The 15479-nt window shown below is 64.6% G+C and carries 9 protein-coding genes; all 9 read right to left on the bottom strand.

What is annotated here, in order from left to right:
* Nucleotides 1–959 precede the first annotated feature (959 nt).
* Nucleotides 960–5498, bottom strand: a complete 4539-nt coding sequence (locus AC07WJ_RS01915; protein ID WP_494932836.1) for an autotransporter domain-containing protein — start codon at nt 5496–5498, stop codon at nt 960–962.
* A 537-nt stretch (nt 5499–6035) separates the two neighbouring features.
* Nucleotides 6036–6572, bottom strand: a complete 537-nt coding sequence (locus tag AC07WJ_RS01910) for an invasion associated locus B family protein (RefSeq protein WP_494932835.1) — start codon at nt 6570–6572, stop codon at nt 6036–6038.
* 83 nt (nt 6573–6655) lie between these two features.
* Nucleotides 6656–8806, bottom strand: coding sequence for a hypothetical protein (locus AC07WJ_RS01905; RefSeq protein WP_494932834.1), 2151 nt, complete (start codon nt 8804–8806; stop codon nt 6656–6658).
* Nucleotides 8807–8819: 13 nt separating this feature from the next.
* A complete protein-coding gene (locus tag AC07WJ_RS01900; protein ID WP_494932833.1) occupies nt 8820–9050 on the bottom strand; it encodes a hypothetical protein in 231 nt (76 codons plus the stop codon).
* 489 nt (nt 9051–9539) lie between these two features.
* Entirely contained in the window at nt 9540–10664 is a 1125-nt protein-coding gene (locus AC07WJ_RS01895; RefSeq protein WP_494932832.1) for a helix-turn-helix transcriptional regulator, read from the bottom strand.
* A 572-nt stretch (nt 10665–11236) separates the two neighbouring features.
* Nucleotides 11237–11740, bottom strand: coding sequence for a GNAT family N-acetyltransferase (locus AC07WJ_RS01890; protein ID WP_494932831.1), 504 nt, complete (start codon nt 11738–11740; stop codon nt 11237–11239).
* A gap of 250 nt (nt 11741–11990) precedes the next feature.
* Complete coding sequence (locus AC07WJ_RS01885; RefSeq protein WP_494932830.1) at nt 11991–12884, bottom strand: sensor domain-containing diguanylate cyclase; 894 nt, start codon at nt 12882–12884, stop codon at nt 11991–11993.
* A 504-nt stretch (nt 12885–13388) separates the two neighbouring features.
* Nucleotides 13389–14273, bottom strand: coding sequence for an alpha/beta fold hydrolase (locus AC07WJ_RS01880; RefSeq protein WP_494932828.1), 885 nt, complete (start codon nt 14271–14273; stop codon nt 13389–13391).
* 287 nt (nt 14274–14560) lie between these two features.
* Entirely contained in the window at nt 14561–15433 is an 873-nt protein-coding gene (locus AC07WJ_RS01875) for a helix-turn-helix domain-containing protein (protein WP_494932827.1), read from the bottom strand.
* Nucleotides 15434–15479 lie beyond the last annotated feature (46 nt).

Raw genomic sequence — 15479 nt, 5'->3', positions numbered from 1 at the left:
CGTCGTTCGCCGCCTGGGCCGAGGCTCCTTGCGGCGCCAATGCCGGAACCGCTGCGCTTACCGCGAGCACTAGAGGTCTTGCAGACATCGACATCGCGCTCTCCATTGTTCGGCAGCCGAACGACTCCCAATCGCCTCAACTTAAATAGCAAGGCGCTTCAGTCAACAAATAGAGAGCAACATTATGTTACGAAACAATCTGATGTAAATCGTCGCAAATTGCATTTTATCGTTGCAGTCTGAAAGATATACGCGAATACATCGACTTATATCAAATTAATATAAGAAGTTGCATTCTGGAAATCGGCGATATTCCCAATAAGCTCGCCGCTCACGCGCATTTCTTCGCCTCAAAACCTGGTCATGAGCGACGACGGAAGGAGCCGTGCCCGCCCTGATGTCCCGCTCCGTGGTCCGCAAACGTCCCTACCCGTCTGAATGTACGGCGATGGCGGCTTCACCCAGCCCTGCCCGGGCTTGGCCAAGGCTTGTGCATGCCGACGCTCCGCGTCCTGGGGGGTGACGCATTGGCAAGCCGCGCTTTTCTTCGCAGCTTGCCCGACATCGGCGGCGGGCCGTCCGGCCCACGCTCTGGCAGCCGATGGATGCCGGACCGCCTTCAGCACCCGGCTGGCGCGGCGGAACTGCCTGGCGTGGGTGTAGCGCCGCTGGGCAATCTGGGCGTGATTGCCGACCGACACCAAGCCGCCGCACGCGGCTCGCGCGCAAGGCGAGAAAGACCGGGCGTCGATCGGCCTTCCCGCCCTCCGTTTGAGGTGGCCTGTCCCGAGCGATGAATCGGGGCCATTCGTTTTCGCCATCGCTCTCTCACGATTTCCACTGAAGCCATCGACAGGATGGCCCGCCAGGGAATGGACCGCGACACCCGGGATTCCGCCTCACCTGGACGAGGCGGCACTCCGGCGAGCACACCGCGGCCCGTGCATGTGACCTCTGGCCTAGAACCTGACCGCGAGATTGCCCTTGACGTTCTGGTCGGTGGCGCCGCCGCCGAACTGGCCGCCATAGGAGAGGCCGAGCGTGGTGTTGCGGGTGATGGCGACGTCGAGCCCGGCATCGACGACCACGGCGTCCTTGGCGATCGGTACGCCGGCAATGCCGAAGGGCGTGCTGCCGGCGAGCGTGAAGCGCGACAGCGGCGTCGTGTCGCCGAAGGCGTGGCGCCAGCCGAGCATGCCGCGGGCGGTTGCCGTCATGGTGCCGAAGACCAGGTCGGTCGAGGCGCGAACACCCAGCGTGGTGAAGGTGACGCCGGTCGTGCCGGCCGCGCTGCTCAGCGCTGCCGCGCCGCCGGTCTCGGTGAAACCGTTGGTGCTGAGGTTGACATAGGCCAGGTTGGCGAAGGGCTCGAAGCCGAAGCTTCCCGTCCGGAAGCCGTAGCCGAGTTCGCCGAAGACCTGCGCGGTTCCGGCCCGGTAATTGGCCTTCAGGCTGTCGCCGAAGCCGGGGAATACCACGCTGCGGCTGGTCGAGAGGGCGTGCCACGCATAGGCCGCGCCGGTGCGAAACCCGAGCTCGCCGCCCGCGACACGCCAGCTGGTGCCGCCATAGAGGCCGAGATGGTAATTGTCGCTGCCTCCCGACGAGTTGCGATCGCGCACGCTGAAACTGGTGCGGCTGTAGCCGGCCATCGCGCCCAGCCGCCAGGTCTCGAAGACGGCTGCGTCGCCGCCGATCAGGAAACCGCCGGTCGAGCGGGTGAGGCGGGCGGCATTGCCGTCGCTGCCGGTCTGGCCCCAACCACCGAAGCCCTGGCCCCACAGGGCGAAGCGATCGGTGGTCGCCGGCACGGCCATGCTGGCGCCGGCGCCGAGATCGAGCGAGGCAAAGGCGGCATGGGCCGCGGCCGGTCCCGCCTGAACCGGGTCGGCGAAGGCCATGACCGGCGCGCGCGATGCGCCGACGGCACCGAAGGCCGAGCGGATGCGGCTCGCCGCGGCATCGCGTACGAAGCGGCTGTCCTCGATCAGCGCCGTCTTCGCCGAAGCATGCGCCTCGCCGGACAGCTGATCGAAGGCACGGCGCGCCTGCGCATCGGTCGCGAGACCGAGGACGGCGTTGTACAGAGCGCCCGATGCCGGCATGCTCTCCAGACCATTGGCGGTCGCGATCTGATTGGGGGTCGAACCTGCTGCGGCGAAGCTGCGGTATCTCAGCACGTCGAGATAGGCGTTGTTGGCGTCATAGGCGTCGACGACCGTCAGGAAGGCGGTGCTGACCGTGCCGGTCAGGCTGGCGAACTGCCCGGTCAAGCCGGTATCGGCGGTCAAGACGGTGTAGCGCGTGCCGGCCGGCCCGAAGCCGCCCGCGGCATTCACATTCAGGATCGAGCCGGTGATATTCGCAGTGCCCGACGTGCTGAACTTGTCGGCCTGGCCGGCCGCATTGACGTCGATCGCCAAGGTGCTGCCAGCCGCGAGAACGGCATTGCCGCCGGTCTGCCTGACGGTGTCGCCGGCCCCGCCGTCGACCAGGGTCAACAGGCCTTGATTGGTGAACAGCAGCAGATTGGACCACGACGTCGTCTCGGCAAGACCGGCGGAACTTCCGCCCCGGGCGGTGCCGCTATTGGTCAGCGCGCCGGCGCCGGCGAAATCGCTGGTTCCGCCGGCGCTGTTCCAGCTGCCGCTATTGTTGAACTGAACGAAGCCGCCGGTCAGCTGCACCGTGCCGACGATCGAACCGGCATTCCCCAGCAGGGTGGTCCCGTTGCTGATCTCGATCGCCGCGTCGGTCGACAGTCCCGAGAGGTTGCGGATCGCCCCGGTCGCGGTGACGGTGACGACGTTGGTATTGCCGGCCACGCTCAGGCCATGTGTCGCGCCCGCCACCGTGCCGGCGACCTGGACAAAGGTCGCGCCATGGCTCGACGCGATGATGCCGTCGCCCAATGTGCCGATGACCGCGCCATTGGCGGTCACGCGGAGCGGGCCCGTGCCGCTGTTGATGGCGAAGATGCCGACGCTCCCCGTCACCGTGCCATTGGTCGTCACAATGATCGAGCCGCTACCGCCCGCATCCGTTTGCTGCGCAACGATCGCCGCGGCGCCCGTGGCGGCCACCGCACCGGCTGTCACCGAGACATTGCCGCCCGAACTCTGCGCGAGGATGCCGGAATTCGTCGCCGCGATGATCGGGCCGGCCGCCTCCACGGTGGTTTTGCCGCTGCCATAGTTTGCCGCGGAGATGCCCGTGCCCGCGTCGATGGCGCCATACGCCGTGATGGAGAGGTTGCCGGCCCCCGCGGCGGAGATTTGGCCATAGATGCCGGTATCGCCGGCGCGGATGAGGCCGTTGGCCAGGATCGTCACATCGGCCGCCGTCGACACCGACCGCACGTCGATACCGTTCTTGTTCGCCGCGAGCGCCGTCACCGCCCCAGTGGTGACCCCGATATTGCCGCCCGTCGCCGTGTCGCGCACGACGATGCCGTTGCCACCGGTCGAGCTGCTGGCGCCGGAGATATTAACCGTGACCGTGCCCCGGCCGTTGTTGGTGATGTTCGCCGCATCGTTGCTGCCGCCGACGAAGCCGCCGGCGCCGACGAGGCCGCCGACGCCCGTCACCGAGATGTTGCTTCCCACCGGCCCGCCGCCGACCAGCAACAGACCGTGGGTCGTACCTGTCACCGTGCCGGCGGCCTGCACGGTCACCGCGGAGCGGCCTGTCGCGCTGATGCCTGCGCCAGCCGTGCCGGTCACCGCGCCCAAGGCGGTCACGTTGATTGCGCCCGTGCCGAAATTATACGCGTTGATGCCGCTGGTACCCATCACGGTGCCATTGGCCGTCACGATGACCGCGCCGCTGGCGGCCGCCTTCTCCTGAGTCGCAGTAATCGCCGCGCTGCTCGTCGCGGTCACCGCGCCCGCCGTCACCGAGATTTTGCCGCCCTGGCTCTGCGCGAGGATACCAAAATCCGTCGTCGCGGTGATCGGGCCGACCGCCGTCACGGTTACATCGCCGGTGCCGCCGTTCCCCGCGTGGATGCCCCCATGCGCATCGATCGCGCCATTCGCCGTGAAATCGACATTGCCGACGCCACCGGCCGCGATCCCGCCTGAGATACCGACAAAGCCCGCGCGGATGTCGCCATTCGCCACGACCGTCAGATCACCCGTCTTCGTCAACGCTCCGATGTCGATGCCATTCTTGTTCGCGGCGAGCGCGGTCACGGCCCCGGTGGTGACGCTGATGTCGCTCCCGTCGTCCGTGTCACGCACGAAGATGCCGTGGCCACCCGTCGAACTGCTTGCGCCTGATATATTGACCGTGGTCGTGCCCGTGCCGCGGTTGAGGATGTTCACCGCATCACCGCTGCCGCCGACGAAGCCGCCGGCACCGACGAAGCCGCCGACGCCCGTCACCGAGATGTCGCCCCCCAACGGCCCGCCAGCGCTGAGCGACAGGCCGAGTGTCGCGCCCGTCACCGTCTGGGCCGTCTGCACGGTCACCGAGCGGGGACCGTGGGCGAGAATGCCTTGTGCCGCCGTGCCGGTCACCGTGCCTTTGGCGATCACGGTGACAGAGCCGAAGTTGTTGGACGCATCGATGCCCGTCGTGCCCGACACATTGCCGTTGGCGGTGACACGGACGAAGCCCGCTTCTCCGACCGCAACGATCGCCGTGCCGCCCGTCGAGGTCACCGCGGCCGTCGTCAACTCGACATGGCCGTTCAGGCTGTAGCCGTAGACACCAACACTGCGGGCGGTGATCGGCCCGTACGCCTGCACGGTCGTATCGCCGTGGCCGAAATTCGACGCGGAAATGCCGTAACGCGCATCGATTGCGCCGTATGCCGTAATATCGACGTTGCCGCCCGCGCTAAATGAGGCGATCGAGCCATAGATGCCGACATTGCCCGCGCCGATGGCGCCATTCGCCACGACCGTCACATTGCCCGTCGCCGACACCGACTCGATGTCGATACCGTTCCCGGGCAAGAAGAGCGCAGTCACCGTCTCCGTGGTGACCTTGATGTTACCGCCGGCCGCCGTGTCGCGGACCACGACGCCCGAATTCATGGTCGAGGTGATATTGCCCATGGCGGTGATGTCGACCGTGCCCGGACCACTGTGATCCACGGAAAAGGCATCGCCCCCGCTGTTGTTGATAATGGCGCCGCCACCTGTGTAGGTTATCGGACCGTAGGACGAGACACGCAATGCCGCGGTACTGGCGCCGGCTGTTGGCGTGTTGCCGGCATCGAGGCTGATCGTGCCGTTATTAATCACCGAGACGCCACCGGTGCCGATATTGCCGATCGCCAGCCCAAATCCGCTGACCGTCGCCCCGAGATTGGTCGTCAACTGAACCGTCGGCCCCGAAAGAAATTGATAGCTCCGATCGTTGGGCGCGGACGCCGCATAGCTCGTATCGGTCGTCACGGTGGCGCCGCACTGTATGATGGCGCCGACCACCGTGCAGGCCGCCCGCGCTTCCGCGGAGAAGAGAACGGCCGAGCCTGCATAGGCTGCCACGCCAAAGGCGAAATTCAGCGCAGACCGGCTGGCTTGCGAAAGGAATTGCGCGCGCAAGGAAACGCTTGGGCAAGCCCGGCTTGCCGGAAAAGCGTGAAGCTCCATGTCCCCTGCCCCTTTGGGTATGAAACGCGATCCGCGACGCGACACAGCCTCGAATGCCCCAAGCAAATCGATGCTTCGAGCAAATCACTGCTTCAGATTCGCAATAGCGGATGACGGGGCCTCAAATAAATACAGCAAATGCTGTAGGCAGGCCGGAGCGCTGCCCAATATCGCCGGACCGGCACAGTCGCGACGTCATGAGACTTCAAGACGAATGTCGTGTTATCGCAGCGCTTTAGGTCAGAAGACCGAGCCAGTTCAACATCGCGACGCGCTGGCTTTGCTTTCGCGTCTCGGTCTTGCGAAAAATGCGATCCAGATGAACGCGCACGGTCGCGTAAGCCATGGCATCATCGGGCGACCCGAATGGCCGGCTGAAGCGCCGGCGCCGCGCATCCATAGCGGCGTCCGATATGGCGAGAGCGCCCGGCCTCAACGCGCCAGCACCGCCACGCGGTCCAGGGCAACGCCGAAGCCTTGAAGCGAGATCGAGAACGGTGCGGCTGCCCCACCATCCCCCGTCGCCTTCACCTTGAGGACAGCGCCGGCACGCAGGGCTACCAATGTTGCGGCATCGAAGCTGAGATTGACGAGGCAGCCGCCGGGCAAGCAGGTGCGGAAACGAACCGGTTGCATCGCCGGCTTGTCATCGACCTGGAATGCCACACCGGAATCGAGCGCGAGTCCGAACGGCAGCACCAGCGTGCCGGAAACCGTGGTCCCATTGGGAGGAGCGAGCTCGATGGCCAGCACGCGCTGGCCGTTCTGCTGGGCCTGGAGCTGGGACAGAATGCAGCGCTTCGTCGTCCCTCGCTGCGTGCAAGCCACGCTCCAGTCCCTGAAGGTTTCGGTGAGCGACGACGCGCCCCCGGGTAGCGTCGAAGTCGCCTGCGCAAAAGCCATTGAGGCGAAACAGGTGACGATCATCGTCGCGCCGCCTGCAAGACCAATCAACGTCGACGTCTTCATCAATTCATCGTCTTCCGTTCAGTCGATTTGCCCGATCGTGACATCACGACCGGCCCGCGTTCTGCTCATCAGCGGCAGATCATTCAGAACCCCGTGCTGAAACCGATATTGAGCCCCACGGCGGGCTTGTTGCCGTAGGCCGCACGCAAAACCCCAGCGCCGATGCTCACGGTCGTACGGACGTCGAAGGCAAAGGAATAGGAGCCGGCCAGGAAGGGGCGCACCGTGTTGCGGTCGAGCGTTGCGGGCTGCGAGAAGGCGGAGAGGCCAGGAATCGACGATGTTCCGGTGAGGCCGGCCATGCCGTAGTCGAGATCGGTGACGATGCCGGCCTGAAGGCCGATGCGCTGCCTGTCACCGAATGCACGCGAGCCGCCGAGCGAGACCGTTGCGGTGGTCAGGTGGCCCGAGAGCTTGCCGTAGTCGATCGGGAAATCCGCGCTCGCATCCTCGTTGTAGGCCGATCGGTTCACGCGATAGGTGGCGATCGAAACCGAGGGAGTGAGCAGCCAGTCTCCGGCCGTGAAACCGTAGCCGATGCCGGCGCGCGCGCCGAAAGTGGCGAGGTTGGCACGTCCTGTCACAGGCACGACGTTATCAAGGCCACGGCCGCGCGTGATATCGGCGTGGTTCTTGCCGTAGCCGATCGCCAGATCGGCCTGAAAGCCGGTGCCGGCGGCTCCGCCGGCGCTGTAGTTCGACCACAGGCCGAAGCTCGGCGCGGCGGCGATATCGAAAGCGCCGCCGATCCTGGTCTTCGTCGTCATCGCGATCGTGCCGCCGATGGTGATCTGGTCGGTGGCGGCGTAGCCCAGCGTCACGGTGCCGGTCAGGGCGTTTTGCTGGTCGGATATTGTGAAGCCCGACAATGACGTGCCGAGACACCAGTGCGCGCCTGTGGGAGCACGGCATTGCGCGCCCAGCAGGCCGCTCATCACGCCGATCTGCCGGTCGAAGGCCATCGCACTGGCATTGGCGATGATCGACACGGACCGGTAGATATTGTCCAGGTCCTGCATGATCGGAGGCTGTGCAGCGATCCGCACGACGAAAGCGTGAATGTCGCCTGATGCCGTGCTGGATGTCCCCACGATGACGGTGCCGTCCGCGCTGATCGCATTGGCGTAGCTGGTGGTGCCTCCCAGCGTGCCGAGGTCGGTGGCCGTCGTTGCGCCGTTGCTCCACGCGGCCGCATGGGAATAGCCGGCCGCATTGCTGGCGGTGCCGACAATGACGGCGCCGTTGGCGCTGACGCCGCTGGCCGTGCTGGTAAAGCCTCCCAGCGTACCGAGGTCGGTTGGCGTCGTCGCGCCGTTGCTCCACGAGACCGCGTGGCTGGTGCCGTCCGCCATTTGGGCAGAGCCCACGATGACGGTGCCGTTGGCGCTGACGGCGTAGGCCCCGCTGCTATTGCCGCCCAGCGTGCCGAGATCGGTGGCGGTCGTCGCGCCACCACTCCACGAGGCCGCATGGGTATTGCCGGCCGCGTTGCTGGCGTAGCCGACAATGACGGAGCCATTGGCGCTGACGGCCGTGGCCCCGCTGAAAAAGCCTCCCAGCGTGCCGAGATCGGTGGGCGTCGTCGCGCCGTTGCTCCACGAGACCGCATGGCTACTGCCGAATGCATTGGTGGCGGAGCCGACGATGACGGTGCCGTTGGCGCTGACGGCGACGGCGCGGCTATCATTGCCTCCCAGCGTACCGAGATCGGTTGGCGTCGTCGCGCCGTTGCTCCACGAGGCCGCATGGCTGTAGCCGGTCGCATTGGTGGCAGAGCCGACGATGACGATGCCGTTGGCGCTGACGGCAGTGGCCATGCTGATATCGCCTCCCAGCGTGCCGAGATCAGTGGGCGTCGTTGCGCCGTTGCTCCACGAGGCCGCGTGTTCGAAGCCGGCCGCGGTGGCAGAACTACCCACGATGACGGAGCCGTTGGCGCTCACGGCGGTGGCCCTGCTGAAATTGCCTCCCAGCGTGCCGAGATCGGTGGGTGTCGTCGCGCCATTGCTCCAAGAGGTCGCACGAAGATCGCCGGCCGCATTGGTGGCGGAGCCGACGATGACGCTGCCGTTGGAACTAAGGGCGACGGCGCTGCTGTCACTGCCTCCCAGCGTACCGAGATCGATTGGCCCACCCTGCGCGTGGGCGTTCTCGATGCCGATACAGACGACAATGGCCGTGGAGGCCAAAAGCGCGCGCCGCCGGATACGGTCGATTTTTGCGCGATGAGTCATGGATTCCATTCGTCTAGCCCCCGATCATGTTGGCTGGTCCGCACGCGGCGGAATCCGAAACGGCTACGGCACCGGCAAGCGAGGCGTAGCGGCATTCAGGAGAAATGTTTGGGGAGCGATGGGCGGTCTGAACAGGCCGGATGTTCAGCATGCCGGTGCCGGAATAGCCGACATGGAGACCATTGGCCTGCGCGCGCAGCGCGCCCACCACCGTCGCATTGGGTGTGAGCATGTCGATCGTCACGAGGTCCCCGGCGTTCGGAACCCGGGGGCCCCATTGCGGGCGGCGAACCAGTCGGTCGAAGCGGAGCCTGTCCATAAGGTCTGCGCCTGCGATGGCGTCGCTGCCGCTAGCCAGCCGAACGCGGTGCTCCCGAGCAGACGGGCGATGCGGCGGCTGCCCCGTCCGTCGCCAGTACCTTTCGCACCTGCCATGCTCATCCCCCTGGACCTGGCTTCCGCAATCCGCCCGAGACGGATTCGCGTGACTCTCCCGAACCGCGGCCCGGCCCGCCTCCTCCAGATGGCGGAGGTGTCGCAAATTCGCCGCGAATGCCCGAGGCAAATCGGTGCTTCGGGCAATTCAGTGCTTCAGATTCGCAATAGCGGATGATGGGGGTTCAAATAAATACAGCAAATGCTGTAGACTAGTCGATGTCTCGTGCAATATCTTCGGGCCGTCGCAGTCGCAACGTCCCGCAACTTCAGGCGATTTCTGTGCTATAGCAGCGTGTTAGGCCAAAAACCCAAGCCTGTTCAGCATGGCGACGAGCTGGCTTTGCTTCCGCGTCTCGGTCTTGCGAAAAATGCGATCGAGATGAACGCGCACCGTGGCGTAAGCCATGGTTTCCCTGGCGGCGATGTCCCGCAGGGACAATCCACTGGCCAGCGCCAGGGCAACCGACGTCTCTTTCTCCGTCAGCCCGAAGGTCTTGCGCAATTCGTCCTGCGGCGCGGCTGCGAAAGCCGCTCGTGATTCGCGCGCCAGCACAACCGCGCAAGAGCCGGCCGACAGCCCGAATTTCTCGCCATCGGGCAATAATCCAATCGACAGCAGCAATGGGTCGCCGCGCGCGGATCGAACGATCAGATCGGCGCCCGAACCGGGAAATTCACCCTCACCCACCCGGCAGATCCGCGTGACCGCCTGCTGCAGCGTATCGATTTGCGCGGCATCGGTGGTGGCCAGGTGCCCGGCGCGCGCCGTCAGCGCCGAGATCGGCCGCATCAGAAGTCTTTGCGCGGCGTCGTTCATGTCCAGGATGCGCAGGCGCATATCGACGACAAAACCGGCGAAGGGCAGATGACCGAACAGCGATGGGGCGGCCGAACGCACCTTGAAGTGCTGGCCCAAATCGGTGGCGCGTTGCAGATGCGGCGCGACCAGTGCGAGCATGGCGAAGTCGTCGCGGTCGAACACGGGCTGTCCGCGGCCCCGTTGCACGTCGAAAAACCAGTAGCTTTTCTCCGTCGCCTGCAGATTGCAGCACATGCCGTCATACATATCCTGCGGCGCCATCCACTCGTTCCAGACGGCGGCGCGCTCGATTGCGCGCCGGCCGATCAGCCTGGTGTCGCCAAAGACCTGGCCCACCGGCACGGCCGCACGCGGCACGAAGAGCTCGTTGGTCGCGAAATGATCGAGGAAAAGCCGGTCCCAATAGTCGTCGCGGCTCGGTGAGACGCAAACACTATTCTCGGGCTGGGTCCAATCCATGCCGGCGAGACAGGCCCTGGAGCCGTGAAAAGTGGCTTGCAGCTGGCGGACCGCATCAATCCAAAGCGATGGTTCGTAGGCCGCCTCATAGATGCAGCCGATCACCGCCGACAGGTTCTCGTGGGAAATGGAATATCCCATGACGCCTAGCGAAAAATACAACCGGGAAGCGGTCAGCTTAACCTCGATTACGGTCGACGCAAGAGGGCGAGCGTCGAACCAGCGCCGCGTTTCTCAAGCAGTGGCGGTTGGGCGGCCGCGAGTATGGTCGTCAGCCTTCGCCATATGGACGGTCCGTCTTCATCATGTCGTCAATGCAATCTGGAGTTGTGAATGACGTGCCTTCGTTCCGGCGGAGGATGTGATCCGTTGGCACCGATGCCGAGGGGCAAGGGAAAGGGGAAAGAGGAAGAATTCAGGTCTGGCCCGGACCATGAAGCGGATTGTCGATGCGGGCATGCTTCGCCTTCGACGGCTTGTCCGCGTGTTGTTTTCGGAACACCGAAATGGGCTGGCGGGCCACGAACGATGGCAATGAGAACGATTTCTACGCCATGCCCTTTGACCCAGGAGAAACTCCGGTTCGCGATTGCCGTTTGTTTACGCAAGTGCGGCGCGGCGGCGGTCTGGCCCGCGGCCTGACGGCGCGGCCGCTTCGACGCCCCGCTGGCCGCTCGTCGCCAGCGCGCCGGCAGAAGAGCCTGCGGTATAGCCTAGACCGTCACACTCACCCTCAGCGGCAATTTCATCAGTATTTCGTCCACATATTCGTCGTCTACTCTGAGCGCGTGACGATCCAAGCCATAGTCGGCAAAGCCCAACCGGCGATACAAACTGACGGCGGATTGATTGTGAGCGGCGACGCCAAGCGTCAATTCTTCGACTTTGCCCTCGGCCGACGCGATGATCGCCCGAACGAGCGCAAGACCCACGCCACAGCGCCTCTCATCAGCGGTGACATACATCCCCCACAAAGTCCCGCGATGGCGCATCTTGATCGCGCTCGGGATGAACAGGCCGGCGATACCGGCGAGGCGGGTCCCAATCTCACACCCCACAACCAAGCCGCTTGCGAGGGTGTCCTGGAACCAGACGTCGGGCCTTTTTGCCTCTTCCGCGTGCGACGAGCCGAATGCGTCGGGGTGCCGCAGTAATCCCTCGAGTCGAATTTCGCGAAATGCGGACGCGTCGGCCGCGGTCAGGACACGGATCAGCAACGAAAGCTCCAACGGTTGTGTTCATATGACGAGGACGCCACTCTCGATCACGGTATCATTGCAGCGCTGGCGATAGTCTGACCCGGCCGCCCCTGATCCCCGCGACGTTCCGACCTTGATCGATCAGGTCAGGTTCGATGCGGCGCAGGTGAACCCGCGATCCCGCAACCCCAAGGTGACGCCGGCTCGAATCGTCGGCGGGCCGACGCCTTTCACGGGCATTTGCCTCTGCGCCAAATGCCCGGTCTCTCTACAGGGCCGATACCTGGTTACGGCCGGACCGTTTCGACTGGTACAATCCGGCATCGGCGCGGGCCAATATATCGCTTGAAAAGCGATCCGGCGGGCCGAATTCGCTGATACCGCCGCTGATCGTGGATTCGTAACGCACGACGTCCCTGAGGCTGATGGCAACGTGCTCGCGCAACCGCTCGGCGATTTCCAGCGCATCGCTACGACGGGTATCGGGCATCACCACCACGAACTCGTCGCCGCCGAAACGGGCGATCACATCGCTTTTGCGCAGATGCTGGTGGCAGAGGCGGGCGACTTCCACCAAAGCCGCGTCGCCTGCATGATGCCCCATCTCATCATTGAGGCGTTTGAAATTGTCGAGATCGAAGACCAGGACCGACGTCTGAGCTCTTTCCCGTTCAAAGACCGCCAGCCGGCCATCCAGGATCTCGAGCAATTTGCGGCGGTTATAGAGCCCGGTCAGGGCGTCCGTTTCACTCAACAGCCGCAGCTTTTGCTGAATCGCATTCTTCTCGGTGATATTGCTCGCGATCCACACGACCGCGGGTTCGCCGTCGACCTGAAAATCCAGCGCCTGAACCCGGCCTTCGAACCAGATGGAATGACTGGGTCCGTCTCCGGCGCCTTTGACGTCGCTGCCACTGAGTTCGTATTCGACGATATGGAGGACGCCGCCGGCCAATGCCTTTTCAATTTCGGCGGAGAACCACCGGGCCTTCTCCTCTTTCAGCACCTCGAACATGCTGCGCCCGGTCAGGCCGCTATGCTCGTGATAGTGCCTGGTGTCCTTGCCTCCGAAGATAGCCGCATAACGGCCAGTGCGCGTGAGGATGAATGCCGGGTCTGGAAGGGAGGACAGGATCGAGGCCAATTGCTGCTGAGTAAACACAGAACGAACCTCTCGCTCGACCCGGCACCACGGCCCCTGCCACAAGCGCGTCCGGATGTGCCCTCGCACACGGCGCGCATTGCATCCGCAGGCCAGCCTTCCCCCTCCTTGTTGTAGCCAGAGCAGCCTTCGATTTTCTAAAGACCCGATCCGGTTGCCGCGATCCGCTTGGTGAGGCTGCGCCGACGCTCTCGCCGCGTCCGTTCGCCGGCAAAAGCATGTCCGGAATTGCCGCAGGACCGCCCTGGGGATGCGGTCATCGACGGCCGCAGCGGCCCTCGGAGCGAAATCGGCAGCAGTGGCGGAAAATTCGGGAGCGACTTCGAACGCGCGGCCTCCGCAAGAGCGACGGCCCGCCGGCGATCAGGCCGCCTTGCCGGAGCCGTGAGGCAAGCGAACTGGCGTGAGATAGAAGAACCGGCGGGCGGAGAGCGATGAAACGGAACGCGTGCGAGCCGCCAGCCATTGACGGCACGATCGCCGGCATGCCGCGACCGGCATTCCTCAGCCTCGCATGAAATCGAGCAGGTCGCCGGTGAAGCGATCACGGTGTGTCAGCACGATCCCGTGCGGAGCGCCTTCATAAATTGTCAGTCGGCTGCCGGTTATCGCCTCCACCAGCGTCCGGCCGGTGAGCGCAAGCGGACATATTTCGTCCTGATCGCCCTGAATGATCAGGGTCGGCACTTTGATCGCGCCCAGGTGCGGACGATGATCGCCGACCGCAATATTGCGCGAGCATTCGATGATCGCTTTTGGCGATGATCGGAGGAATTGCTCCAGAACCCATTGCTGCATCGCCGGGGAAACGGCCATGTCTCTGCCGAGGAAAAGCGGAAGGCAACCCGCCATGAATGCCGGACGATCCTTCTTCAGCGCCGTGATGAAATCGTCGCTCATGGAGCGATCTCCGGGCGCGGGCGCGACCGGACTGGTCAGGAGGATGCGGGAGACGCGCCCGGCCCCGTGACGTGAGACGTAGCGAATGATCTCGGCGCTTCCCATCGAATATCCAACGAGCGCGACGCCACGCAGATCGAGCCCTTCGATGACGGCGGCGAGATCGGCGGCGAGCGTATCGTAGTCGTAGCCCCGACCGGGATCGTCCGATCGGCCATGGCCGCGACGATCATAGGCGACGCCGCGGAAGCCGCGCTCGCTCAGCGCGACAAGCTGATATTCCCAAATGTCCGCATTCAAGGCCCAAGGGTGGCAAAACACCACCGGCGTCCCATCTCCCCAGTCACGATAGAACAGCTTCGCGCCGTCGCTCGCCTCGATCCAGGAGCCGGAACGCCTTGGCCTCTGGGCATTGCCGGATTGCGCAAGGGCCGGCTGCTCCGACACGGCGACCGCCGCCCCGACTGCGCTCATCGCAACTGCTTTCATCGCTGTCCGTCTCGCTATTTTCATGCGTCCAGGCCCCATGCGCGGCGGCATCCGCTCCCGCCGTTCAGATCCGGTTTCCAGGCTTCACCAGCTGTCTTGTCTTGCTTTTCCGGCCTGCGGCGGGCGACGACCTCTGGGACCCATTCAAGTCCCGTGAGCGCGTCATGCCGTCGGCGGTCGAGCTGCCGATGCCGTCGTCGTCCTCCATTGGCTCAGCCAGGCATCCGGCCTGATCGGCTTCACGGGAGGCGAGCGTGGGGCTCGAGGTGCGGCCCGTCGATGACGCGCTAGGTCAAAATCGGCGAGCGCGACAATTCGCTATCGGCATTCACGGCATCGGGCGCGGCGTCATTTCCGGCCGCGGCGGCACTTTCCGCGACCATCGTCCGGACAATCTCGACAGTTCTTTCGTCAGCCGGAAACAGCATCTCCAGTGCCAGCTCCGAGAGCGTCACGTCATGGGGGCTGCCAAAGACAGTGATCGTATTCAGGAAGGTCACCACGCCGAGGCGCGTGGCAACCCGCAATGGCGTGGCGAGGGACTGGGCCGCATTGAAGGTGTCGAGCGGTTCGGATTGGACCGGAATGGGGTAGGCCGCAATCTCGTCGGCCAGTGCCTTGATGACCGGATCGACACGTGTCTGCAATTGCTGGCGAAGAAGACCCAGCGTATGCGCGCGCCAGGCGGCATAGTTCAGAATGCGCGGCCCCATCCCGGCCGGATGAAGAATAAGCCGCACGGCATTGACGGGACTGCGCATCAGGTCCGCGGCACAGCCTTCGTAGAGCTGCGGCAACGCCGCGTTCGACGACACGACGTTCCAGCGGCGATCGACCGCGAAGGCGGGATAAGGCTTATGCGCCTGCAACACACTGTCGATGGCGGTTTTTGCAGCTTCCAGCCCGACGATCGAACGCTCCGTGAAGCTAGGCGCAAATCCGGCCGCCAGAAGCAGCGTGTTTCGATCCCGCAGCGGGATATCGAGATATTCGGCAAGCCGGATGACCATCTCGCGGCTGGGCTGTGCCTTGCAGGTTTCCAGGCACGACAGGTGACGCGCGGAGGTCTCCGCCGCCATCGCGAGATCGCTCTGCACCATGCGCCGCTGCGTCCGCCAACGTCGCAAAAGCAAGCCAAAGGGCACCTGAGGACTATCCATGGCGCGACCCTACCAGCGGTGGTGACGGGAAACCATGACCTCGGAG

The organism is Phreatobacter sp. GW821-FHT04C01, from assembly GCF_059420385.1.
Note: the sequence above shows the minus strand (reverse complement) of the source record. Positions and strands in the feature narration are given on the sequence as shown.